The sequence below is a fragment of the Devosia sp. genome, from assembly GCF_036676215.1.
Classification (GTDB): domain Bacteria; phylum Pseudomonadota; class Alphaproteobacteria; order Rhizobiales; family Devosiaceae; genus Devosia.
Genome location: NZ_JAKFDJ010000075.1, coordinates 86,968 through 111,277, shown reverse-complemented (window position 1 = coordinate 111,277; position 24,310 = coordinate 86,968). Strand labels below are relative to the sequence as shown.

25 protein-coding genes are annotated in these 24,310 nt (G+C 64.0%); 14 read left to right on the top strand and 11 right to left on the bottom strand.

Annotated features, from left to right (window positions below):
- Positions 1–29: 29 nt before the first annotated feature.
- Positions 30–677, top strand: a complete 648-nt coding sequence (locus V6M52_RS08390; protein ID WP_332700687.1) for a ThuA domain-containing protein — start codon at positions 30–32, stop codon at positions 675–677.
- Positions 678–681: 4 nt separating this feature from the next.
- Here V6M52_RS08390 and V6M52_RS08385 read toward each other — a convergent pair whose 3' ends face one another.
- Positions 682–1,320: a DUF1109 domain-containing protein gene (locus V6M52_RS08385; protein WP_332700686.1), complete on the bottom strand. Its 639-nt coding sequence runs from the start codon at positions 1,318–1,320 to the stop codon at positions 682–684.
- Positions 1,317–1,868, bottom strand: a complete 552-nt coding sequence (locus V6M52_RS08380) for a sigma-70 family RNA polymerase sigma factor (protein ID WP_332693761.1) — start codon at positions 1,866–1,868, stop codon at positions 1,317–1,319. The genes V6M52_RS08385 and V6M52_RS08380 overlap by 4 nt, the downstream gene beginning before the upstream one ends.
- Before the next feature lie 169 nt (positions 1,869–2,037).
- Between V6M52_RS08380 and V6M52_RS08375 the strand changes: the two genes are divergently transcribed.
- From V6M52_RS08375 to V6M52_RS08355, 5 genes are all read left to right on the top strand, one after another.
- Entirely contained in the window at positions 2,038–2,358 is a 321-nt protein-coding gene (locus V6M52_RS08375; protein WP_332700685.1) for a pentapeptide MXKDX repeat protein, read from the top strand.
- A gap of 86 nt (positions 2,359–2,444) precedes the next feature.
- Positions 2,445–3,293, top strand: a complete 849-nt coding sequence (locus V6M52_RS08370; protein ID WP_332700684.1) for a cytochrome b/b6 domain-containing protein — start codon at positions 2,445–2,447, stop codon at positions 3,291–3,293.
- Positions 3,290–4,078, top strand: a complete 789-nt coding sequence (locus V6M52_RS08365) for a molybdopterin-dependent oxidoreductase (protein WP_332700683.1) — start codon at positions 3,290–3,292, stop codon at positions 4,076–4,078. The genes V6M52_RS08370 and V6M52_RS08365 overlap by 4 nt, the downstream gene beginning before the upstream one ends.
- 534 nt (positions 4,079–4,612) lie before the next feature.
- On the top strand, positions 4,613–6,181 hold the full coding sequence (locus tag V6M52_RS08360) for a DEAD/DEAH box helicase (protein ID WP_442881831.1): 1,569 nt from the start codon (positions 4,613–4,615) through the stop codon (positions 6,179–6,181).
- 65 nt (positions 6,182–6,246) lie between these two features.
- Positions 6,247–7,134, top strand: a complete 888-nt coding sequence (locus V6M52_RS08355) for a 2-dehydropantoate 2-reductase (RefSeq protein WP_332693749.1) — start codon at positions 6,247–6,249, stop codon at positions 7,132–7,134.
- Positions 7,135–7,169: 35 nt separating this feature from the next.
- Here the strand turns inward: V6M52_RS08355 and V6M52_RS08350 are convergent, their stop codons facing one another.
- From V6M52_RS08350 to V6M52_RS08315, 8 genes are all read right to left on the bottom strand, one after another.
- Complete coding sequence (locus tag V6M52_RS08350) at positions 7,170–8,585, bottom strand: alpha,alpha-trehalose-phosphate synthase (UDP-forming) (protein WP_332700682.1); 1,416 nt, start codon at positions 8,583–8,585, stop codon at positions 7,170–7,172.
- A 23-nt stretch (positions 8,586–8,608) separates the two neighbouring features.
- Positions 8,609–9,382, bottom strand: coding sequence for a trehalose-phosphatase (otsB, locus tag V6M52_RS08345; protein WP_332700681.1), 774 nt, complete (start codon positions 9,380–9,382; stop codon positions 8,609–8,611).
- Between the two features lie 304 nt (positions 9,383–9,686).
- Positions 9,687–10,310 (bottom strand): nucleoside deaminase, encoded by a 624-nt coding sequence (locus V6M52_RS08340; RefSeq protein WP_332700680.1) that lies wholly within the window; start codon positions 10,308–10,310, stop codon positions 9,687–9,689.
- 59 nt (positions 10,311–10,369) lie between these two features.
- The gene (locus V6M52_RS08335; RefSeq protein ID WP_332700679.1) at positions 10,370–11,152 is read right to left on the bottom strand and encodes an META domain-containing protein; all 783 of its coding nucleotides are present in this window, start codon (positions 11,150–11,152) and stop codon (positions 10,370–10,372) included.
- A gap of 108 nt (positions 11,153–11,260) precedes the next feature.
- On the bottom strand, positions 11,261–11,752 hold the full coding sequence (locus V6M52_RS08330) for an ureidoglycolate lyase (protein ID WP_332687501.1): 492 nt from the start codon (positions 11,750–11,752) through the stop codon (positions 11,261–11,263).
- 9 nt (positions 11,753–11,761) lie between these two features.
- On the bottom strand, positions 11,762–12,190 hold the full coding sequence (locus V6M52_RS08325) for a cupin domain-containing protein (RefSeq protein WP_332687502.1): 429 nt from the start codon (positions 12,188–12,190) through the stop codon (positions 11,762–11,764).
- Positions 12,191–12,214: 24 nt separating this feature from the next.
- On the bottom strand, positions 12,215–13,036 hold the full coding sequence (locus V6M52_RS08320; protein ID WP_332700678.1) for a bifunctional allantoicase/(S)-ureidoglycine aminohydrolase: 822 nt from the start codon (positions 13,034–13,036) through the stop codon (positions 12,215–12,217).
- A 37-nt stretch (positions 13,037–13,073) separates the two neighbouring features.
- Positions 13,074–13,757, bottom strand: a complete 684-nt coding sequence (locus V6M52_RS08315; RefSeq protein ID WP_332687504.1) for a glutathione S-transferase family protein — start codon at positions 13,755–13,757, stop codon at positions 13,074–13,076.
- A gap of 111 nt (positions 13,758–13,868) precedes the next feature.
- Between V6M52_RS08315 and V6M52_RS08310 the strand changes: the two genes are divergently transcribed.
- Entirely contained in the window at positions 13,869–14,015 is a 147-nt protein-coding gene (locus tag V6M52_RS08310) for a hypothetical protein (RefSeq protein ID WP_332687505.1), read from the top strand.
- 17 nt (positions 14,016–14,032) lie between these two features.
- On the opposite strand, the gene puuE is transcribed toward V6M52_RS08310, so the two are convergent.
- A complete protein-coding gene (puuE, locus tag V6M52_RS08305; RefSeq protein WP_332700677.1) occupies positions 14,033–15,448 on the bottom strand; it encodes an allantoinase PuuE in 1,416 nt (471 codons plus the stop codon).
- Positions 15,449–15,598: 150 nt separating this feature from the next.
- Here puuE and uraH point away from each other — a divergent pair, with 150 nt between their 5' ends.
- From uraH to V6M52_RS08270, 7 genes are all read left to right on the top strand, one after another.
- A complete protein-coding gene (gene uraH / locus V6M52_RS08300; RefSeq protein WP_332687507.1) occupies positions 15,599–15,955 on the top strand; it encodes a hydroxyisourate hydrolase in 357 nt (118 codons plus the stop codon).
- Between the two features lie 3 nt (positions 15,956–15,958).
- Positions 15,959–17,425: a xanthine dehydrogenase small subunit gene (xdhA, locus tag V6M52_RS08295; RefSeq protein WP_332700676.1), complete on the top strand. Its 1,467-nt coding sequence runs from the start codon at positions 15,959–15,961 to the stop codon at positions 17,423–17,425.
- Complete coding sequence (gene xdhB, locus V6M52_RS08290; RefSeq protein WP_332700675.1) at positions 17,422–19,749, top strand: xanthine dehydrogenase molybdopterin binding subunit; 2,328 nt, start codon at positions 17,422–17,424, stop codon at positions 19,747–19,749. Before xdhA ends, xdhB begins: the two co-directional genes overlap by 4 nt.
- Positions 19,750–19,915: 166 nt before the next feature.
- Positions 19,916–20,779 carry a xanthine dehydrogenase accessory protein XdhC gene (gene xdhC / locus V6M52_RS08285; RefSeq protein ID WP_332700674.1) on the top strand — a complete coding sequence of 288 codons (864 nt, stop codon included), beginning with the start codon at positions 19,916–19,918 and terminating at the stop codon, positions 20,777–20,779.
- 1 nt (position 20,780) lies between these two features.
- Positions 20,781–22,313 (top strand): ABC transporter ATP-binding protein, encoded by a 1,533-nt coding sequence (locus V6M52_RS08280; protein ID WP_332700673.1) that lies wholly within the window; start codon positions 20,781–20,783, stop codon positions 22,311–22,313.
- Complete coding sequence (locus V6M52_RS08275; RefSeq protein ID WP_332700672.1) at positions 22,294–23,376, top strand: ABC transporter permease; 1,083 nt, start codon at positions 22,294–22,296, stop codon at positions 23,374–23,376. Before V6M52_RS08280 ends, V6M52_RS08275 begins: the two co-directional genes overlap by 20 nt.
- Positions 23,373–24,302, top strand: coding sequence for an ABC transporter permease (locus tag V6M52_RS08270; protein WP_332700671.1), 930 nt, complete (start codon positions 23,373–23,375; stop codon positions 24,300–24,302). Before V6M52_RS08275 ends, V6M52_RS08270 begins: the two co-directional genes overlap by 4 nt.
- Positions 24,303–24,310: the final 8 nt, after the last annotated feature.

Below are 24,310 nucleotides of genomic sequence, written 5' to 3'. Positions count from 1 at the left end.
GCGCCGTTTGATTTGCGGGGAATTGCAGCATGAAAAGCGCGTTGATCGTTTATGGCGGCTGGTCCGGGCACGATCCCGAGGAGTGCGCCGCCATCTATCGCCGATGGCTGCATGAGGATGGATTCTCGGTGCGAACCGCCACCGAGACCAGCGCCTTCGCCGATCCGTCAATTCACGACCTGTCGCTGATCATCCCGATTTTCGCCATGGGCAAGATCGAGCAGGCGGAAGTCGAGAACCTGACCAAGGCGGTCGAGGGTGGTGTTGGCCTGGCCGGCCACCATGGCGGCATGAGCGACGCCTTCCGTGATGCGGTGGACTACCAGTTCATGGTGGGCGGACAGTGGGTTGCCCATCCAGGTGGCATCATCGACTACACTGTCGATGTGGCCGATCCGCTGGACCCGATAATGGCGGGGATCAAGTCGTTCCCGTACACGTCCGAGCAATATTACATGCATGTCGACCCCTCCAACAAAGTGTTGGCGACGACCACGTTCAGCGGCGAGCATGCGCCCTGGATTGCGGGAGTGAAGATGCCTGTGGTGTGGAAGCGGATGCATGGCAAGGGCAAGGTGTTCCACTCGACGCTGGGGCATCAGGCCAAGGAGTTCGATGTGCTCGAGATGGCCACGATCATGCGGCGCGGGATGAACTGGGCGGCGCGGGACGAGTAGCCCACTACCACCGCAGCAAAAAGCGCCCCAGCACCGCACCCAGCGCGCCGACGATGACGATCCCCAGCGTGTACCAGAGTGCCAGGAACATCATGCCGTTCTCGGCACAGGCGAAGGAATAGACCCAGGCGCCGGTGCCACCGGCCATGATGCCAGCGGCGAAGCCGGCAAGGGTCGGGTTGGCGGGGGCCATGCGCCGCAGTGCGAGGATGGCCGCCAACAACACCGGCAGACCCAGAACGACGATGCGCCAGGGGCAGACCAGCGAGGTGCCGCCGATGATGAGCGGCATCATGTCGTCTGGTTCGGCGCGGGCAAGCTGGATGAAGGCGCCGATCACCAGCAGCGCGAGCAGGCCGAGCGCCGCAAACCACGGCCAGCGGATGCGGCCGTCAGGCCGGGCGAGGGCCATTGTGGCGACGCCGCCCAACAGGGCCACCGACAGCGTATAGCCGAATTTGGTCCAGAAGTTCATTGTGGACATGGCGGCGTCCAGGTCCGGCCGCATCCCGAGCCACATATTCATGGCAATAATGGCCACAAGGGTACTGGCAATGGTGGCGCCGATCAGCAGGCGCTGCAGCGCCATGGGGCGCACGGGCTTGAGATCGGCGGAAAGGTGGGCGATCAGGTCGTCGGTCATTTCGGCCCTCCCGCGAAGCGCGCGGCCAGCGATTTGAGGCCGCGGTGGATGGAGACCTTGGCTGCAGTCTCGGTAATGCCATGGGCCGCAGCCGCTTCGGCCACCGAAGCGCCGTCCACCCTGGTGCGGCGGATCAGGTCGCTGGTGCGGGGCGGAACGGCGTCGAGCACCGCGTCCAGATCGCGCCGAGCGATGGCGTCGGCGCTGTCGTCATGGGCGAAGATGGGCGCATCGTCTTCGAGCGGCACGGTCAGCCGGATCGACTGGCGGCGGACATGGTCGACGAATTTGTGATGCGCTACCGCATGCAGCCAGGCCGTGAAGGGGCGGCCCCGATCATAGGTCATGCGGCGGGTGTGAATGGCCAGCAGAGTTTCCTGCACGAGGTCCTCCGCGTGCGACGCGAAGGCGGGGGTGAGCCGCCGGGTGAAATACGGGCGCAGATGACGGCCGAGTTCGGCCAGCAGCGACCGATAGGCCGCGGCATCGCCGTCCAGCGAAGCAAGCATCAGCGCCCGCAGTCGCTTCTCGGTCGGATCAGTCTGCATTACTCGGTCATTCGGCCCCATGGCCGATATGGTTACATCGCCAGGGGAAATCAGGGAATGGCGATTTCTCGATCACGACAGCGTGAGTGGGTAACGGGCAGCAGGGACGCCGCGAATGGCATGGCATGAACCGCGCCGTTGGGGCGTGGTCGACGTCCGGGAGACAATCATGACCTCTGCACTGCGCGCCCTTTCCTTTGCCACTGTTACCGCCCTTTCCTTTGCCGCCGTTCCTGCCAGCTTTGCACAGGACGCCATGGCGACCGATGCCATGGCTGGCGACGCAATGGCGGCCGACGCGATGATGAGCGACGACGACCTCAAGCTTTGCCTCGAACAGGCGGCCATGATCACCTTTCCGCATGTGATGGACGTTGCGGCGGCCGCCTGCCATGAGGCCCATAACGGCATGATGGGCGACGCGATGGGCGGGGACGCGATGGCTACCGATGCCATGGCCACCGATGCGATGGCGCCTGCTACCAAGTAACAAATACGTGTTATCTGTCATTTTGCCCCGCACGGAGCCGTTGCTCATAGTGCGGGGCAGGTGGTCCCAGGACCAGCGGGGTAAACATGAGCGACGTATCCGGTCTGCCGGCGGCCAAGGGGCCGCTGATCTATCGCCAGTCGATCTGGACGCGGGTGACGCACTGGATCTGGGCGATCTGCCTGTTCTTTCTGCTGTTGACGGGCCTGCAGATATTCAATGCGCATCCGGCCCTCTATATCGGCCATGAATCGGGCTTCGAATATGAGAACGCCATCCTCGAGATCGGCGCGTTCAATACCGAAGCCGGGCCGCGCGGACGGACGACGATTTTCGGACAGACGTTCGACACGACCGGCGTGCTCGGCATGAGTGGCGCGGCCGAGCAGCCGGTTTTCACGGCCTTTCCCGGCGCAGTGACGATCCCGTCCTATCGCGATCTCGGCACTGGACGAGTGGTGCACTTCTTCTTTGGCTGGATCTTTGCCGCGACCATGATGGTCTGGTTCGTTGCCAGCTTCATCAACGGTCATATAAGGCGCGACATCGTGCCCGGGCCCGCCGACCTCAAAGGCCTGCCCAGGGATGTGGCTGAGCACGCGACCCTGCGTTTCAAGCATGGGCGCAACTATGCCCCGTTGCAGAAGCTGGCCTATTTCAGCGTGTTCTTCATCCTGTTCCCGCTGATCGTGGCCACGGGGCTGACCATGAGCCCTGGGGTCAACGCGGCGGCGCCGTGGATGCTCGACCTGTTCGGCGGGCGACAGACGGCGCGGACCATTCATTTCATTGTCATGCTGTTGCTGGTGGGCTTTTTCATCGTCCATATCGTGATGGTGCTGCTGGCCGGGCCGCTCAATGAACTGCGCTCGATGATCACCGGCTGGTATCGCGCCAGCCCGGGTACGCCGAGCATGGATGGAGACAAGCCATGAGCAACCTCATCACCCGTCGCAATTTCCTGCGGAGCTCGGCGGTGGCGGGTTCGGGGCTGGCTCTCGCCGGCTGCGACCAGTTCGATTTTCTCGGTTCCAAGGAAAACCAGGTCCGCAAGGTCATGGAACAGGCCAATGTGCTGACCTATCAGGTGCAGCGACGATTGATCGGGGCGCAGGCGCTGGCGCGCGAATATTCGGCCAGCGAAATCCGCCAGGGCATGAAGCCCAATGGCTCGGTGGAGCCGAGCACGCCCGAATACATGTTCCTGCAGGCGCAGAACTTCGCCGACTACAGGCTGACGGTCAAAGGCATGGTGGAGCGCGAGGTGAGCTTCTCGCTCGAGGAACTGCGCAACATGCCGGCGCGTAGCCAGATCACGCGGCACGATTGCGTCGAGGGCTGGAGTTGCATCGCCAAATGGACCGGCACGCGGCTGGGGGCGATCCTGGATATGGCGGGGGTGAAGCCGCAGGCGCGGTTCTGCGTCTATCACTGCTTCGACAATATCCAGCGGACGCTGAGCGGGGACATTCTCTACTATGAGAGCAGCGACCTGATCGATGCGTATCACCCCCAGACCATTCTCAGCTATGGCCTCAACGACCAGGTGCTGCCGGTGGCCAATGGCGCGCCGATCCGCCTGCGCATCGAGCGGGCGCTGGGCTACAAGCAGCCCAAATATCTGCACACAATCGAGCTGGTGGATGACCTGACGCCGTTCGGCAAGGGCAAGGGCGGATATTGGCCGGATAATGGCTATGACTGGTATGGGGGGATTTGAGGGCTCCTTTCGCTTTGGTCCGCGATAATGCAGTCGACACCCTCCCCCTTGTGGGGAGGGATCAAGGGTGGGGGTGGTTTGGCCCCTATTTAGGGGCTCTCGCACCCCCTCCCAGCCTCCCCCATCAAGGGGGAGGTGCCGTCCGGTGGATGGGCCGGATCGTGCCTTAGAGCCCCGGAGGATGGTAGGGCACGGCGCCCATCTTGCGTATCTGCATCCCCGCCATGCGCCGGCCCACCCCGAATTTCCTTGCTATTTCAGGTGCCTTCGCCCATATGACCTGCATCGTCGCGGCTGAGGCTTGAAGCCCAGCACACCATAATCGCGACGGACTTCTCTTCTTATCCCCTGCGGTGAGCGGCGAAGTCAGCCCGGAAACAGTTTGTCCGGGTTCGAGCCAGCACCCGCGCGATATCCCCCTTTTATCGCCCGATTGCACCTGTTGACCCGCCGACGCATAGCGTCCGGCGACATGCGCGCTTGCATTGTCCTGCGCGCGTTGCAGCGCCACATCGGCGCAGAAAGACGTGTCTTTTGAACGACTTCATTTCCCTCGGTCTGCCGACCGTACTCACCGACAGCCTGACTGCCGGCGGCTTTACCGAGCCCACCAAGATCCAGGCCCAGGCCATTCCAAAGCTTCTCGAAGGCCGGGACATGATGGGCATTGCCCAGACCGGTTCGGGCAAGACGGCGGCCTTCGGCCTGCCCATCCTGGCCGGCATCCTGACCCTGACCGGCCGTCCGCGGCCGCTGACCACCCGCGCTCTCATTCTTGCCCCGACGCGCGAACTGGCCGTCCAGATCGACGAAGCCATCCGCAAGTTTGCTGGCAGCAAGATGAAGCTTGATACCGTGCTGCTGCTGGGCGGCGTGTCGCGCTACCATCAGGTCAAGCGCCTCGAGCGCGGCGTCGACATCGTCGTCGCTACCCCGGGCCGCCTCAAGGACCTGATGGACGACGGCAAGATCAAGCTGGCCGAAACCCGCTGGCTCGTCCTCGACGAAGCCGACCGGATGCTCGACATGGGCTTCATTGCCCCGGTGCGTGCCGTGGTCAAGGCCATCGGCATCAAGCGCCACACCATGATGTTCTCGGCCACCATGGCCCCGGAAGTTGCGGACCTGGCCAAGAGCCTGCTGCAGGATCCGGTGCGCGTCGATGCTTCGGTCGCCGGCTCCACCGTGGTCAAGATCGACCAGCGCGTGATCCTCTCCGGCGCCAAGGCCAAGCGCGGCGTGCTCAATGAGCTGCTGGCCAGCGAGACCGAAAACATGGAACGCGTGATCATCTTCTCGCGCACCAAGCATGGTGCCGACCGCGTCGCCAAGAATCTCGAGATTGACGGCCACAAGGCTGCGGCCATCCATGGCAACAAGAGCCAGAATGCCCGCCAGGCGGCCCTCAAGGGTTTCACCACTGGTGACGTCCGGATTCTCGTGGCCACCGACATTGCCGCCCGCGGCATTGACGTGCCCGGCATCACCCATGTGGTGAATTACGAGCTGCCCGACGATCCGGAAAACTATGTGCACCGCATCGGTCGTACCGGCCGCAACGGCGCCTCGGGCATTGCCATTACCCTGTGCGACGGCACTGAGCGCGGCAAGCTGCGCGACGTGGAACGCCTGATCCGCCGTACGCTGCCCTATACGGGTGATCTGCATCTGGCCAACGATACCGGCGTGGTCGAAGCGCCGCGTTCGGCTTACAAGAAGCCGTCCGGTGGCCGTCCGGGTCCGCGTTCGTCGAAGAACCCGCGCGCGCCGCAGGCTGACCGCCGTTCGCCCGCCGAGCGCCGTCCGTTTGCCGAATTCGCCAAGGATGTCGGCGGCAGGAGCCAGCCGCATCACCAGCCTACGGACACCCCGCGTGCCCGTCCGGCGGAAGCGGCCCGTACCCGTCCGGAAGGCGCTCCGCGCACCCGTCCAGCGGAGGGTGGCCAGCCTGCTCGTGGCGTGCGCCGCGACATGGAAACCGGCAAGCCGATGGCCGCCAAGCCTGCTGGCGACAAGACCAAGCAGCGCTGGGGCAAGACGCAGAAGGAAGCGGCCCGCACCAATGGCCGCTCCAATGCGGATCGCCAGCGCGGTCGCGCCTAAAAGCCAATATCGACTAGATGAGAAGGGCGGCCCGAGGGCCGCCCTTTCTTGTTTGGAGCTTCGTCATGACGACAATCGCAGTCATTGGACCCGGTGCGATCGGCGGGACAGTTGCCGCCTGGCTGGCGCAGGATCCTGCTTTGGCGATCACCATCTGCGCCCGCACGCCGCTGGATGACCTGAGGGTCGAGACGCCGGGTGGGGTGATCACGGCGCGCCCCCAAGTGCTGACCGACCCGGCCACTGCGCGGCCGGTCGACTGGGTGCTGGTCGCGACCAAGACCTATGATGTCGAGTCAACCAAGGCCTGGCTGGACCATCTGGTCGATGCGCAGACGCGGGTCGCCATCATCCAGAACGGGGTCGAACATGTCAGGCTGTTTTCCCATCTCGTGCCACCCGAGCGCCTGGTGCCCGTGATGATCAACCTGCCGGCGGCGCGTAGCGCGCCGGGGCGGATCGTGCAAAGCCGACACGGAATCATCGCCGTGCCTGCCGGACGGAATGGCGACGAGCTGGTGGCGCTGTTTGCCCATACAGAGATTGAAGCGTCGGCCGACGCGGATTTCCTGTCGCAGGCCTGGATCAAGCTCTGCGGCAATTGCGCCGCCATCGTGCCAGCGCTCACGCTGAGAGCGACCGGCCCGGTTTGGAGCGAGGATCTGGAGACTATCGTCCGAGCGTTAGTCGAAGAATGTGCTGCGGTGGGTCGGGCCGAAGGGGCCAGTATTCCGCAAAGCGCCGTCGAGACGACAATCGCCAATTTCCGCAATATGGCCGAAGGATCAACGGGCGGTTCCATCCATGCCGACCGGCTGGCAGGCAACCGGATGGAAATCGATGCGCGCAACGGAGTCATTGTGCGGCTCGGCAGCAAACACGGCATTCCGACGCCGATGAACAAGGTGCTGGTGACCCTACTGGCGGCGTCGGGTAGTCCGTGGGTGAGGTGAAGAGGGTCTAGAGAAGGCGCGCGGCTGTGAGGCCGCTACGCCACCGACGCCAGATAGAGGATATCGCGTGTCGACGTGCCGTCGCGGGCGCTGACCGGTGCCAGTCGTTCGAGGAAGCTCTGGCTCCAATTGTCGATATTGTGCTTGCGCGCGGCGGCCATCAGCGACTGCCAGCGTTGCTTGCGTTCGTCGAGTGGCATGTCGAGCGCCATGCGCAGGGCCTCGGCGGTTTCGTCAGTGTCGAAGGGATTGACCAGAATGGCATCCTCGAAGATCTCGGCGGCGCCAGCGAAGCGGGAGAGCACCAGGACGCCAGGATCCTCGGGGTTCTGGGAGCCGATATATTCATGCGCCACCAGATTCATGCCATCGCGCAGTGGCGTCACCAGCCCGACGCGCGCCAGCCGGTAGAGTCCGGCCAGGCTTGGCTGGCCATAGGCGCGCTTCACGTAGGTTAGTGGCTGCCAATCGGGTTCGGCAAAGCGCCCCATGACCCGGCCGCACATGGCGTCCAGTGTGTCGCTGGTCTCCTGATATTCCTTGATACTGTCGCGTGAGGGCGGCGCCACCTGGAGCATGTGCACCAGCCGACGGAAGCGGCTGTTGTTGGCGAGAAGCTTTTCATACGCCTCGACGCGTTGCGGCAAGCCCTTGGAATAGTCGAGCCGATCGACACCAAGCACCAGTTCCTGCTCGCCCATGACGCGCTCCATGCGCTTGATCATCTTGTTGGCGGCGGGGCTGACGGCGAGTCGTGCGAAGGCGTCTGGATCCGAGCCGATGGGGAAGGCGGCCACTTCGGTGCGGCCGAAATCGACCGATTCCAGTGGCGAACCCGAGAGCGTCGAGGGGGTCTGGTGCTCGGCAAACTCGGTGAAAGCGGTTACGTCGCGATTGGCCTGCATGCCCACGAGATCGTAGCGCGACAGGTCGCGCATCAATTCCTGATGGTGCGGAATGGCATAGAGCGCATCGGTGGTGGGGAAGGGGATGTGGAGATAAAAGCCGATCCGGTTGCGTACGCCCAGATTGCGCAGTTCGCTGGCGAGCGGGATCAGGTGATAGTCATGTACCCAGATGATGTCGTCGGGCTTGAGCAGCGGCAGCAAAGCGCGGGCAAACTGCACATTGACCCTTCGATAGCCCTCGTACCAGTGCGCCTCGATGGTCGCGAGATCGAGCCGGAGATGGAAGCTCGGCCACAGGATCGAATTGGAAAAGCCGGCATAATAGGCGTGATGGTCTTCGCGGGTCAGGTCGATCTGGGCGACGGTCAAGCCGTCGATATCCTCAAGGCGGGCCTCGGCACCCGGGCTATCGACCAGCTTGCCCGACCAGCCAAACCAGAAGCCTTCGCGTTCCGCCAGTGCCTTGCGCAAGGCGACCGCCAGGCCGCCCGCGGCCGGACCCTTGCCCGGCGTTCGGTTTGAAACAACGATGATACGGCTCATGCAATGCCCCCGGTCAGTCCAGCTTAGTGTGTCAGATTAGCGTCGCGCTCCCGCGCCGCGATGTCTCCCAATCCACGGATCAACGCATGCACGGAGGCGACATTGGGAATGCGCATGCGCGCGGCCGTATCGCCTTCGCCGAGCTTGATGCCGACGCCGCCAAGATCCTGGGCAGCGACGAAGCCATCCTCGTCGGTGACGTCGTCGCCAATGAAGATAGGCGTGCGGCCCAGGAAGGGCTCTTCGCGCATGAAGGCGCGCAGGGCTTCGCCCTTGCTGACGCCGCGCGGTCGGGCCTCAAGCACCATCTTGCCGGCGACCAGGACGAAATCGGAAACGCTCCGGACGGCTTCTTCCATGGCGGTCCGCACGGCAGCTTCGAGTTCTGGCGCCTGGCGGTAGTGCAGGGCGACCGCCCCTTCCTTTTTCTCCAGCAGGAGGCTTGGATTGGCAAGGAGCAGCGGCTGCAGGGCCCGCGCGATGTCTTCGGCTCCACGAATGGAGGCGGGATCGACGGTTTCGACGAAGCCGTCGGCGCGGCGACGCTGGGTGCCGTGGGCACCGGCTATGGGCAGGTGCAGCGGGGCCAGATATTTGTCGATGTCGGCGATCTCGCGGCCGGTCAGCACGGCAAAGGCGCTGTCCAGCTCGCGCATGGCGTGCCGCAGCTCCTCGAGCAGCGTGTCGGCGACTTCAATGGCATCGGGAGTTTCTGCGAGTTCAACCAGCGTGCCGTCGAAGTCGGTAAAAATGGCGAGCTGCGGTACTGCGCGGGAAACGGCATCGATCTGCGACATCTTCTGGGCCTTCCAACAATGGGTCGGAAACAGAACGCGCTGTAGCGGAAATGGTTCGCTTCACATGGCTGACATGCGGGAACCGCTATTCTGAACAGAAGATTAATGCGCCATTGCTGCGGCGTTCAAACCCCTGGGACTAACAGAAGAGCCATGCGTCACCTTATGCCCGGATTGAACAAGATGTCCCAGTTCCTCCTCACCGCGCTTTTTGCCATCGCGCTGAGCTTCCTGACCTTCGCCGCCTCGTTCGCCGAGGTGCCGCGCAGCGAACTGGTGCCAGTGGCGGCAATCCAGCAATAGGTCAGGCCAGGGGAATGCCCTTGGCGCCCTTGCCCTTCTGGTAGGTGGCCGAGAGGTCGCCATAGAGCCCATTGAGGTCATCGAAGCGACCGAGCAGGGCCTCGCGGTTGTCGCGGTCGAGGCTGGCGATCATCTGCACGATATTGTGGCTGGCCCAATAGCGATTGGTGCGGTTGTAGAGTGGACGATCGGGCGGCACCGAGTCCTTGCCCGGATCGGGCACGGCATAGACTGCCTTCAGAATCTGGATGTCATAGGGGATGGCGAAGGCGTCGCGGCTGTCTTCGTGGCTGAACAGGTAATAGAAATTGTCAAAACCCGACCAGGTGATGCCCGAAAGGCAGAGCGAACAGGGTTCGTGTGTTGCCAGGAACAGGCAGTCCTTGACGTCGGGGCGCCGGTCGGTCGGCAGCTCGAAGAAGCGCTTGATGGCATGCATTTCGCCGTGCCAGAGCGGGTTCTCGATCTCGTTGTTGGTCTCGGCGACCACCACTGAAAGATCGGATTTGCGCAGGATGGCGGCGCCGAACAGCTTGTTGCCGCGCGCCACGCCGGCCCGCGTCACCGGGGCGATGTCGCGTTCGATGACGTCGAGCAGGCGAGAGACGAGAAGAGCGGTATCCATGGTGGCCCCGATTGCGATAGCCCGAGCCTAGTCACACCGCGCCCGGTTGGAAAGGCCGCTCAGTTTTGCCGGACCAGGCCCACCAGAGGTACGCCGGCCGCATCGAACAGCTTGAGGGTATCGCCTGCCAGTTCGTAGCCGACAGTGGCGCCGAGCGCAGCGAAGAAGCGGGTTTCCTGGGCCATGATAGCGGGAGCGCAGGCCATGCGGGTGCCAGCGATGGGGCCGAAGGTCAGAGGCGGGCCGGCGAAGCCGGCCTCGGTGAAGTAGTTGTTGCAGCCACTATTGCCACCGGCACGGTAGTCGGCAGCGATCGAGAAGGTCACCTTGCTCCCGGGCAGGGGCGGCTCCCCGCCGATGCTGGTGACGGTCCAGATGGTATCGAGCAGCGGGTTGGGCGTGTCGACCGGCGGCAGGATAGCCTCGGGCGCATCATGGGGCGGATCGGGCGAGAACGTGACCAGGATCAGGGTGTGGGCAGGCGCGCTAGCATCGACCGGAACGGGTTGCTGGCTCCTGAACAGCGTGCGGCCCTCGCTGCGGATTTCGGCAAGCAGGCCATAGCCGCCGCCGCCGGGTTTGACAACGCTGCTGCGCACGTCGAGCGCGAACTGCAGTGGGACATTGGCGCGCCCGACGACGTTGGCAGTGGCGCCGACGACGGGCGTGGCGCCGGGCAGGCGGACCAGCGTGATCTGGAGTTCCGCGCCGGGCGGCAATGCGATGCGTTCGCGGTAGGTGACTTCGCCGGTGAAGGTGATGTCGTCGGCAGCCGCCGGCATAATGAAGCCGATTAGCGCGACCAGAGCGACGACAAAGCGAACGAGCCGCGTGGGCACCATGATGACCTCCATCCCTTGCCTATCAAACTAGCGCAGGGGCGTTTCGGTTGCGAGACAGGATAGATGGTAGGGTTTACGGGCGTCGGAAATGTACATCCGCAGGGCCTGCTAGCGCGTCACCGTCCAGGGTAGGTCAAAGTGATGCTCTTCGAGATTAATACCCTCGCCGTCGCGGTCGACGATCAGGAAGTCCGCCTCGGCCTCCAACGGACACAGTACGCCGTGCCAGGCGTTCATGGCGATGTTGACGCCCTGGCCAGGGCCGGGGGCGAACGCACGCAAACGAACGGGGACGCCGCCATTATCTTCCGCGACGATGACCAGCCAGGGATTGGCCGAGAGCGGGTAAAAGGCCTGGCTGCCGAGCGGGTGGCGCTCGACGAGCCGGAGTGTCAGCGGCAGGTCATAGGGTTGGCCGCGAAAGATCGAGATCAGCGGCCGGGGATGGACCCCGCCCAGTTCGACCCGCGCCAGATCATGATAGCGCTCGGTCATGCCATTGTTGATCGGATAGTGCTGGGCACCCTCGATCTCGATCACCTGCCCGAACGGGGCGAAGGCCGCGGCGGTCAAGGGTTCGATAGTGATGAGCCGCGCCATCGGGGCCCCCTAGTTGAGCGGCACGGTATTGGCCTTGCCACCGCCGCCCATATAGACCGCGAGCAACTTCATGGGGATGCTGCCAGTATTGGTGCCGCTGTGCGGCACGTCCATGGCCTCGAACACACTGTCGCCGGCGCGGTAAATCTTGATGCGGCCCTCGCCATAGTCGACGGTGAGCTCGCCCTCCAGGATATGGGCGAAGAGGGGCACTTCATGGCGATGCAGGCCCGTCGTGCCCCCGGGCGGAATGGTGACGATGGCCGAGGTAATGTTGACCTCGCCTTCAGGATAGCGAAGCGGGTTACCCAACACATCAACACCGCCCTGAAGCAGCGGGGTGAGGAGGTTCTGATATTGCAGGCCCGTTTGATCCTCGGCCGAGGCCTGGCTCGAGAGCGCAAAGGCGACGAGGGCGGCGAACAGGTGACGCTTCATGGGTAGTTCCCTCCCAGGGAAACTCTAGAACGGCAGCTTCGCGTGCCGGTTGACGTCCTTGTAGAGCAGGTAGCGGAAACGGCCGGGGCCGGCGTAGCAGGCCTGCGGGCAGAAGGCGCGCAACCACATGAAGTCACCGGCTTCCACTTCCACCCAATCGCGGTTGAGCCGATAGACGGCTTTGCCCTCCAGGACATAGAGGCCGTGCTCCATGACATGGGTTTCCTCGAAGGGAATGACGGCGCCGGGCTCAAGGGTGACGATGTTGACATGCATGTCGTGGCGAAGGTCGGTCGGATCGACGAACCGCGTGGTGCCCCAGCGGCTGTCGGTGCCCGGCATCCAGATGATCGGCTCGTCCTGCTCATTGGCGACAAAGGCGGTGGGCGCCTCGATGCCCGGGACCGCCTCATAGCGCTTGCGCACCCAGTGAAAGCGCGTGGGCACCTGGCCCTTGTTGAACAGCGTCCAGACGCAGCCGGGCGGGAGGAAGGCATAGCCACCGGGCTTGAGCAGGTGGCTCTTGCCATCGACGGTGAGGCTGGCCTGGCCCTCGACCACGAAGAGAACGCCTTCAACCTCAGGATTGGGCTCGGGCTGGGTCGAGCCGCCGCCGGGCATGACTTCCATGATGTATTGCGAGAAGGTCTCGGAAAAGCCCGACATCGGCCGGGCGATGATCCAGGCCCGCGTCTGGTCCCAATGGGGCAGGTAGCTGGTGACGATGTCGCGCATTACCCCATGGGGGATGAGCGCATAGGCCTCGGTGAAGACGGCGCGGCCGGTATGAAGCGCGGCTTGCGCCGGCAGGCCGCCGGGCGGCGAAGCATAGGTTGAGTCGGCCATTGTGTTCCTGGGCAGTGCGGGTTCGCGCGGCGCGAACTCAGGCGGTCTGGCGATAATCGGCGACGATGCGGCCGGCGGCAAGGGCTTCGCGCTCATAGGCGCTGCGCCGCCAGGTCTCCCTGAGCGCTGCCGCGTACCAATCCTGCATAGCGGGCAGGTCGAGCAGGCGCCGGGCATAAGCGGCGGCCGGTTCGCTCAGCTGCAGATTGTAGGTCTGCACGCGGAAGGCGACAGCGGTGAAGAAGGCATCGACGGCCGTGAACCGGTCTCCGGCAAGGAATGGTCCGCCAAACCGGCTGAGGCCGGCGCACCACAGCGCGTCGATGCGGGCAATGTCCTGCGCCAGGCCGGGAGGGATCGAAGCCAGTTCGATGCGCAGGCCGACATTCATGCCGCAGATATTGCGCAGGTGAGGGAACCCCGAATGCATTTCCGCGGTGGCGGAGCGGGCAAAGGCACGGGCAGCCCGGTCCTCCGGCCAAACCTGCTTATAGCTCTCGGCGAGGTATTCGGTGATGGCGAGCGAGTCCCAGACGACGGTGTCGCCATCGATCAGGCATGGGAAGCGACCGCTGGGCGAGACCCCGGCGAAGGTGAGGCCGGGCCCATCGTTGAACGGGCGCACCTGTTCGTCGAAGGCAATGCCCAGGGCGCGCATCAAGACCCAGGGGCGCAACGACCAGGATGAATAGTTCTTGTTGGCAACGTATAGTGTGTACATGAGCAAGCCTCCCCTGCATCGCGCATAGCGCCTCGGCGGCCGCGCCGCAAGTCAGGGCGCGCAACGGTTAGGGTTACTAGATCTTCAACCTTTGGCGCGATAATGCCGGCTATGTACCAGCGTTCTGTCCATCCCGGGGTCGCGCCCCATTCCTGGCTGCAGCACTATCTGCCCTGGTTGGGCCTCTTTGCGTTGATGCTGGGCCTGTCACGGGAAGAGCCCGATATTGGCTTCGACCCGGATGAGTTGAACGGGTAGCACCTCTCTTCCGGAAGTTATCCCAGCAACGCCTGCAGCCGCAGCAGCGCAATCCGCTCCACCTGCGCGCAGGCGGCTACAAATTCCAGCTCCGCGCTATTGTCGATCCGCCTCTCGAAGGCCGCCAGGATGGACGCCTTGGTATTGTCGCGCACCGCGATGATGAAGGGGAAACCGAATTTTTCAACATAGGCGGTGTTGAGTGAAGTGAAACGCTCGCGCTCGGCGTCAGTCAATGCGTCGAGGCCGGCCGAGGCCTGCTCGGCCGTCGAGGCTTCGGTCAGGCGCTTGGCGGCGGCTAGCTTGCCGGCGAGATCGGGATGGGCCCGCAAGACGGCGAGGCGTTCTTCCGGCGTTGCCAGGCGGAACTGCGTGCGCAGCGCGAAATGGAGGCCAATGGCGGTGTCGTTGGCCGGGGCCAGCTCGCCCTCCCAGGCGCGCTCAGCGATCCAGGGGGAATGCTCGAAGATGGAGCCGTAGCGGGTGACGAACTCGGCCTTGTCGAGCTGGGAAGGAATGACCTCCGGCGCGACATAGGGATGCTCCCTGGCCCAATGCTCGGCGATGGCAAGACGGGTGGGCACCCAGACCTTGTCGAAGCTTTTGATATAGTCGACGAATTTCTTGAGCCCCTGATAGCGGCCCGGCTGGCCGACAAGGCGGCAATGCAACCCGATCGACATCATCTTGGGCGAGCCAGCCTGGCCCTCGGCATAGAGGCAGTCGAAACTGTCCTTCAAAAACTGGAAGTATTCCTCGCCATTGTCGAAGCCCGACGCGGTGACGAAGCGCATGTCATTGGCGCTGAGCGTATAGGGAATGATGAGCTGCGGCTTGCCCTGGTGCACGCGCCAATAGGGCAGGTCATCATCATAAGTGTCCGAGACATAGGCGAAGCCGCCTTCCTCGGAGACGAGATCGACGGTGTTGAGCGAGCACCGCCCGGTATACCAGCCGCGCGGCCGCTCCCCCGTGGCGATGGTGTGGATGCGGACAGCCTCGGCGATCTGCTGGCGCTCCACATCGGCCGGCATGTCCTTGTGCTCGACCCATTTGTAGCCGTGGCTGGCGATTTCCCAGCCGGCGTCCTGCATGGCGGCGAGCTGGGCCGGGGCTCGCATCAGCGCGGTGGCGACGCCGTAGATGGTGACGGGCAATTGCGCTTCGGTGAACAGCTTGTGCAGCCGCCAAAAGCCGGCGCGGGCGCCATATTCGTACATGGACTCGATGTTCCAGTGGCGCAGGCCGGGCCAGGGCGCGGCGCCGACCACGTCGGCGAGGAAGGCTTCCGAGCCTGCATCGCCATGGAGGATATTGTTCTCCCCGCCCTCTTCGTAGTTGAGCACGAACTGCACCGCCACATGGGCGCCGCCGGGCCAATTGGCGTTTGGCGGGTTGGGGCCGTAGCCATGCATGTCACGGGGATAGCGCATCGGTCTGCTCTCGTCTGGTGTTTGCAGAATAGTATGAGTCCTGGTCACGGGAACAAGATGCACAAAAATGGACCAGATGGTAAAAAATGAGCATTGCGCATCGGCGGTGATGCGGTAGTCTTGCTTCGGGGACGACGGACGGAGCAATTCATGGCGGGTAGTGGACGCCTCACGACGCATGTACTGGACACCATGCACGGCAAACCGGCGCGCGGCATGCGGATCGAATTGCTGTTTGTCCATGGCGACCACAATCACCATATTGCAGACAGCTATACCAATGCCGACGGGCGTGTGGATCAGCCTCTGCTCGACGAGCAGCAGTTCCAGCATGGCGAGTTCGAGATCCACTTCCATGTGGGCCAGTATTTCGAGCGGCTCGGCGTCGAACTTGAAACGCCGTTTCTCGACGTCGTGCCGATCCGCTTCACAATCTCCGAGGACAAGCACTATCATGTGCCCCTGCTGGTTAGTCCGTTCGCCTATTCCACCTATCGGGGGAGCTGAGGCATGACTGAGGTTTCGGGCGCCATACGCTTTATCCTCAACGATGAGGAAATCAGCCTTTCCGACGTGAAGCCTGATACCACGCTGCTGGACTGGCTGCGGCTGGAGCGCCGCCTGCGCGGCTCCAAGGAAGGCTGCGCCGAGGGCGATTGCGGGGCCTGCACGGTGCTGGTCGGGCGCCTGATGGGCGACGAAATCATCTATGACTCGGTCACCGCCTGCATCCGTTTCGTGGGAAGCCTACACGGCACCCATGTGGTGACGGTGGAGCATCTGCGCGGCGAGAACGGGCATCTGCACCCCGTGCAGCAGGCGATGGTGGACGAGCACGGCAGCCAGTGCGGCTTCTGCACGCCGGGCTTCGTGATGAGCCTTTATGGGCTGTGGATGCGGGACCCCGATCCGAGCCAAGGAGCCATCGAAAAGGCGCTGCAAGGCAATCTCTGCCGCTGCACCGGCTATGCGCCGATCATCCGTGCCGGCAAGGCGATTTCCAGCTATGGCTCGCCGCAGGGCGACCCGCTCTGGGCCGAGCGCATCGCGCTCAAGGGCAAGATCAAGGCCATCACCGACGGGACGCGGGTGGAATTGGGAGAGGGTGCCGATCGCATCATTGTGCCGGCGAGCCTCGACGATTTCGCCGCCGTCTATGAAGCCAATCCGACGGCGACCGTCGTTGCCGGTGCCACCGATGTGGGCCTGTGGGTCACCAAGTTCATGCGCACCATCGGGCCGGTGATCTTCATTGGGCACCTGCAGGAATTGCGGCGCATCGCCGAGAACGCCAGCGAAGTGCGATTCTATGCGGGCGTTTCGTACTCCGAAGCCCTGCCGGTGATCGCGGCGACCTTCCCCGATATGGCCGAACTCTGGAGCCGCATTGCCGGCGAGCAGATCCGCAACATGGGCACCATTGGCGGCAATATCGCCAATGGCTCGCCCATCGGCGATACCCCGCCACCCTTCATCGCGCTGGGGGCGAAGCTCCATCTGCGCCGGGGTGAACACCGGCGCGAGATCAAGCTCGAAGATTACTTCCTCGCCTATGGCAAGCAGGATCGGCAGCCCGGCGAATTCGTCGAGAGCGTCACCATCCCGCTTCTGCCGGCGGGCGAAAAGTTCGCCTGCTACAAGATTTCCAAGCGCCGCGAGGAGGATATCTCGGCACTGTGCGGGGCGTTCCGGGTGTTTGTCAGTGATGCCGGCATGGTGGGCATGGCCCGCATCGCCTTTGGCGGCATGGCAGCAACACCCAAGCGGGCCAGAGCGGTCGAGGCCGCACTGGTTGGCAAGGCCTGGACCATGGAGACGGTGGAGGCAGCAATTGCGGCGTTTGCTGAGGATTATCAGCCGATCTCGGACATGCGTGCCAGCGCCGACTATCGCCTGCTGGCGGCGCAGAACCTACTTAGGCGCTTCTTCCTCGAAACCACCGGTCAGGGCCAGCGGCTCAAGCGGGAGGTGGCATGAACAAGCACGAAGCGCCCATCAGCATTGCCAGCCTCCACACCGCCACCCGCCATGACAGCGGACCGAAACACGTCACTGGCACGGCCGAATATGTCGACGACATGATCGAGCCGGCGGGCACGATGCACGCCTATCTGGCGCTCTCGACGCGCGCGCATGCCGAGATCGTCGGCATTGATTATGAAGCCGTCAGAGCCGCGCCGGGCGTCATCGGGGTGCTGACGGCCGAGGACATTCCCGGCGAGAATGATGTCAGCCCCAGCCACAAGCATGACGAGCCGATCTTCGCCATCGGCAAGGTGCATTTCTGGGGCCAGCCGCTGTTCGCGGTGATCGCGGAGACGCGCGACTTGGCGCGGCGCGCAGCGCATCTCGTCAAGGTCGAGTATCGCGACCTACCGCACGCCACCAATGTCCGCGCCGCGCAGGCGGCGGGCCACAAGCTGGTGACCGAACCGCTCAAGCTCGAGCGCGGTGATATCGAGGCCGGACTGGCGGCATCGCCGCGCCGGGTCAAGGGCAGTATCGAGATTGGCGGGCAGGACCATTTCTACCTCGAAGGCCAGGTTTCCATCGCCGTGCCGGGTGAGGACGAGGACGTCACGGTCTTTGCCTCGACCCAGCATCCGAGCGAAGTGCAGCTCATGGTTGCGGCCGTGCTGGGCATTCGCCAGCATGCGGTGACGGTCAACGTGCGGCGCATGGGTGGCGGCTTCGGCGGCAAGGAAACGCAGGGCAACCTGTTCGCCGCAGTGGCGGCATTGGCGGCCAAGAAATGGAACCGCGCCTGCAAGATCCGGCCCGACCGCGACGACGACATGACCGCCACCGGCAAGCGGCACGATTTCGTGGTCGACTATGACGTGGGCTATGACGAAACCGGCAAGATTCACGCGGTGGATGCCGTCTACGGCGCCCGCGCCGGCTTCTCGTCGGACCTCTCCGGCCCGGTGACCGATCGCGCGCTGTTCCATGCCGACAATGCCTATTGGTATCCGGCGGTGCGGGTGCGCAGCGAGCCGCTCTATACCAATACCGTCTCCAACACCGCCTTCCGCGGTTTCGGCGGCCCGCAGGGCATGATGGCCTGCGAGCGCTGGATTGAGGACATCGCCTATGGCCTGGGCAAGGACCCGCTCGATATCCGCAAGGCCAACTTTTACGGCACCGATACCAACAATGTGACGCCCTATCACCAGACGGTGGAGGACAACATCATCCATCGCATCGTCGATGAGGTGGAGATATCGTCGGACTACCAGGCGCGGCGGGCGGCGATCCTCAAATACAATGCGGGCAGTCCGATCCTCAAGAAGGGCATTGCGCTGACGCCGGTCAAGTTCGGCATCTCCTTCACCGCCACCTGGTACAATCAGGCCGGCGCGCTGGTGCACGTCTACAAGGACGGCTCGATCCATCTCAGCCATGGCGGCACCGAGATGGGGCAGGGGCTCCACATCAAAGTCGCGCAGGTGCTGGCCGATGCCTTCGGGGTTGGGCTCGACAGCGTCAAGATCATGGCGACGACCACGGGCAAGGTGCCCAATACCTCGGCCACCGCCGCCTCCTCCGGCTCCGATCTCAACGGCATGGCGGCCTGGGACGCGGCCGAACAGATCAAGGCGCGGCTCCTGGCCCATGCGGCCAAGCTCTACGACGCGGATGAAGGCGACTGCCATTGGGTGCAGGGCGGTATGCAGGTCGGCCGCAAGTTCGTGCCATTCGCCGAGCTGGTCGCCTCCGCCTACTTGAATCGGGTGCAACTTTCCGCCGCCGGCTTCTACGAAACCCCCAAGATCCACTGGGATCGTGCCACCGGGCGTGGCCATCCGTTCTACTACTTCGCCTATGGCGCCTCGGTGAGCGAAGTCACCATCGATACTCTGACGGGCGAATATGTCGTCGATCGCGTCGATATCCTGCATGACGTCGGCAAGTCGCTCAATCCGGCCATCGATATCGGCCAGATCGAGGGCGGTTTCATCCAGGGCATGGGGTGGCTAACCACCGAGGAACTGGTCTGGGACGACAAGGGCCAACTGCGCACCATGGCGCCGTCGACCTACAAGATCCCGCTGGCCAGCGACGTGCCGCCGATTTTCAACGTGAAACTGGCCGAATGGTCGGTGAATGCCGAGCCGACCATCGGTCGCTCCAAGGCCGTGGGCGAGCCGCCGCTGATGCTGGCGATAAGTGTGGTCGAGGCGCTGTCGATGGCGGTGGCTAGCGTGGCGGATTACCGGGTTGCGCCGAGGCTGGATACTCCGGTCACGCCTGAGCGGGTGCTGATGGGTGTAGAGCGCATGAAGGGGGCGAGGGGGTGAGGACGGTGGTCATCTCGGCATCACCCCCTCCCAACCTCCCCCATGATGGGGGAGGTGCCGCTCCACTCGTTTTGCAGGATATTGCCACGTACGCAGGACTTCACCTCCCCCTTGATGGGGGAGGCCGGGAGGGGGTGACGTTTAGCCACGATGCAAGGGTGCGGCCATGACCACCCGATCCGCCGAACTCGCCACCTTCCTCGCGGCCAATCCTGCCGCCATCGTTTGCGAGCTGACGTCTGTTCGCGGCTCGTCCCCGCGCGAACAGGGCACGTTCATGCTCGTCGGCCCCGCCGACCTCTTCGGCACCATCGGCGGCGGCGCGCTCGAATATATGGTCATCGAGCATGCCCGCCGGCTGATCGCCAATGGCCAGGCCGAAGAGGCCATGGACGTGCCGCTTGGCCCCGAGATCGGCCAGTGCTGTGGCGGCCGGGTCGAAGTCGGCCTCAATTATGCCGATGCGGATATCCGGGCGGCGCTTGCTGCTCGGGTTTCGGCCGAAGATGCCGCGCTGCCGCATGTCTATGTGTTCGGCGCCGGCCATGTCGGCCGGGCGCTGGCGCAGATACTTTCACTGCTGCCGGTGCAACTCCAGGTCATCGATACCCGCCGCGAGGAACTCGCTCTGCTGCCGGCAGACATTGTGGCGCATGCCGTTGCCATGCCGGAAGCGGTGGTGCGCTCGGCCCCGCAGGGCAGCAGCTATGTCATCCTTACCCATGACCATGCGCTCGATTTCCTGATCGCCCAGGAAGCGCTGGCGCGGAAAGATGCACCCTATATCGGCATGGTCGGCAGCCGCACAAAGCGGGCTCGGTTTGCTAGCTGGTTCAAGGCCGAAGGCGGCGACGCCAGGGCGCTGGAGCGGCTGGTTTTACCAATTGGCCAGTATGGCCTTGGGGATAAACGACCAGCGGTCATAGCGGCACTGGCGGCGGCGGAAATTATGGTCCACATTGGGCAACGGGAAGCTGAAATCGCGCGGGCACGCGCCCCCAAAATCGAGGGGGCGGTGATTGGACGCTAGTATGCCGTATCGGCTTGAATTGACCGGCATTACCAAGCGTTTTCCCGGCGTTCTTGCCAATGACGACGTGACGTTTTCAGTGAGGCCGGGCGAAATCCACGCTTTGCTGGGCGAAAATGGCGCCGGCAAATCCACCCTGGTCAAGATGATCTACGGCATCATGCAGCCTGATGCCGGCGAAATCCGCTGGGATGGGCAGCCTGTCGCTGTGCCCAACCCCAAGGCCGCCCGCAAGCTCGGCATCGGCATGGTGTTCCAGCATTTTTCGCTGTTCGAGGCACTGACCGTGCTGGAGAACATCGCGCTGGGTATGGATGCCAAAATCCCGTCGCGGGAGCTGGAGGCCCGTATCCGCGAGGTCATGGCCAAATACGGCCTGTCGCTCGATCCACATCGCACCGTGGCGACGCTTTCGGTGGGCGAGCGGCAGCGCATCGAAATTGTGCGCGCCCTGCTGCTCGATCCAAAGCTGCTGATCATGGATGAGCCGACCTCGGTGCTCACGCCGCAGGAAGTCGAGCAGTTGTTCGATGTGCTGCGCAAGCTGGCAGCGCAGGGGTGCTCCATACTCTACATCTCGCACAAGCTGCATGAAATCAAAGCGCTGTGCGACACGGCGACCATCCTGCGCGGCGGCAGGCTGGTCGATACCTGCGACCCCCGGCAGGAGACCAGCCGATCTCTGGCCGAAAAGATGATCGGCGCTGGCCTCAAGGATATCGTACGGGGCGAAGGCCGCAGGCTGGGCCAGCCCAAGCTGATCGTCTCGCGGCTCTCCACGGTCAAGACCGGACATTTCGACGTGCCGGTCGACGATGTCAGCTTCACGGTTCGGGCCGGGGAAATCTTCGGTATCGCCGGGGTCGCGGGCAATGGACAGAATGCCCTGCTCGATGCGTTGAGCGGGGAAGTGCGCAGCGGCGACAAGGATGCCGTTACTCTGGATGGCGTCCCGCTCGGCCTGCTGGACACGACGGGCCGCCGCAAGCGGGGCCTCTGCGCGGTGCCCGAAGAACGCAACGGTCATGCCGCCGTGGGTGATTTTACGCTCAGTGACAACTCGGTGCTGACGGCGCGCGACCGGCTCGGCATGGTGATGATGGGGCTGATCAATTCGGGGGCCGCCAAGACCTATACCGGCAAGGTGATCGCCGATTTCGCCGTCAAGGCGCTGGGGCCGGCATCGACCGCCGGGTCGCTTTCCGGCGGCAACCTGCAGAAATACATAATGGGCCGCGAGATATTGCAGAAGCCAAGTGTGCTGGTGGTGAGCCAGCCGACCTGGGGCGTCGACGCCGGCGCTGCCGCGGCGATCCATCAGGCGCTGGTCGACCTGGCCGCGGCCGGTTCGGCCATCGTGGTCATCAGCCAGGACCTCGATGAGCTGCGTGCGCTTTGCGACACGCTGGCGGTGATCAATATGGGGCACCTGTCGCCGGCGCGGCCGACGGAGGACATGAGCGTTGAAGAAATTGGCCTGCTGATGGGCGGCGTGCATGGAGCGGCGGAGGTGCATGATGCAGTTCCGGCTTGAAAAGCGGCGCGAACCGTCCAAGGTCATGGTCTATACTACCCCGGTTGCGGCGGTGGTGCTGACCATGGTGGTGGGCGCGATCATCTTCTCGCTGATCGGCTATGACGGCGTCGGCGCGGTGCGGGAGATTTTCCTCACGCCGCTGACCAATTCGTTCAAATGGCAGGATCTCGGGGTCAAGGCGGCGCCGCTGATTATCATCGGCGTGGGCCTTTCCATCTCCTACCGGGCCAATGTGTGGAACATCGGCGCCGAGGGGCAATATATCATCGGCGGGCTGGCCGCGACCTGGGTGGCGCTGGCGACCCATGGCATGACCGGCTGGTGGATTTTGCCGGCAATGTTCGTCGCTGGCGTGCTGGGCGGCGCGGCCTATGCGTCCATCCCGGCCTTGCTCAAGACGCGGCTCAACGTCAATGAAATCCTGACCTCGCTGATGCTGACCTATGCGTCGGTGCAGTTGATCTATTATCTGGTGCGCGCGCCATGGAAGGACCCGATGGGCATGGGCTTTCCGCAGACCCGCGTCTTTTCGGAAGCGGCGCGCCTGCCGACGATCATTCCCGGCACCATCGTGCATCTGGGCGTGCCGATCGCGGTTGTGGTGGCGCTGATTGCCTGGTTCATCATGACCCGCTCGGTATTCGGCTATCGGATGCGGGTGGTGGGTGCAGCGCCGCATGCCGCGCGCTATGGCGGGTTCTCGGAAAACAAGACGATCTGGCTGGCGCTGCTGGTCAGCGGCGGGCTGGCGGGCATGGCCGGCATGCTCGAAGTGGCCGGGCCGTTCCAGCGCATGGTGCCAGGCTTTCCCACCAATTACGGCTTCACCGCCATCATCGTCGCCTTCCTGGGTCGGCTCAACCCGCTCGGGGTGATCTTTGCCGGCATTGTCATGGCCATCACCTTTGTCGGCGGCGAGGTGGCGCAGACCACTATCGGGCTTTCCAGTTCGGCAACCGGCGTGTTCCAGGCCATGATGTTGTTCTTCCTGCTGGCGGGAGATGTTCTCATCCGCTACCGCGTCAGGCGGGTGGTCCCGGCCGCGGAGGCGCGCGCATGAGCCCCGAACTGATCATCGCCATCATCGTCACCGTGGTCGGCGCCTCCACCCCGATCCTGATCGCCGCGCTGGGCGAGCTTGTGGTCGAGCGGGCGGGGGTGCTCAATCTGGGCGTCGAGGGCATGATGCTGGTGGGCGCCATCACGGCTTTTGTCATCGTCTTCCTCACCGGCAACCACTACCTCGCCATCCTGCTGGCGGCGGCGGCGGGCCTTGGCACCTCGCTGATCTTCGGCTTCCTGACGCTGAGCCTCTCTGCCAACCAGACCGCGACGGGCCTGGCGCTGACCATTTTCGGCACCGGTCTCTCGGCGCTGGCCGGGCAGGGCTACAGCGCCAAGCCGGTGACGCTGCTGCGGCCATTGTTTCCGGTCGAGATTGCCACCCACTCGGTGTGGCGCGTGCTGTTCGGCTATTCGGCGCTGGTCTATTTCGCCATGATCATGGTCGTGGCCATCTGGTATTTCCTCAAGCGCACCCGCGCCGGGCTGATCCTGCGCGCCGTTGGCGAAAACGATCTGTCGGCCCATTCCATCGGCTATTCGGTGGTCGGAGTGCGCTATGCCGCCGTCGCGTTTGGGGGCGCCATGGCGGGGATCGCTGGCGCGTGTTTCCCGCTGCTGCTCACCCCGCAATGGGCCGATCGGATGACGGCGGGCCGCGGCTGGATCGCTGTGGCGCTAGTGGTCTTTGCTTCGTGGCGCCCGTTCCGCCTGCTGGCCGGCGCCTATCTGTTCGGCCTGGTCATGACCATGGAGCTCTATGCCAAGGCCGGCGGTGGGCCGCTGGCTGCCATCCCGGCTGAGCTCTGGTCCGCCTTGCCATACCTCGCAACCGTCGCCGTGCTTGTGCTGATCTCGATCCGGCGCGATGCTTCCACCAATGCACCGGCCTGCCTCGGCAAGCCGTTTCTGCCCAGCAATTGAGGGCTGCC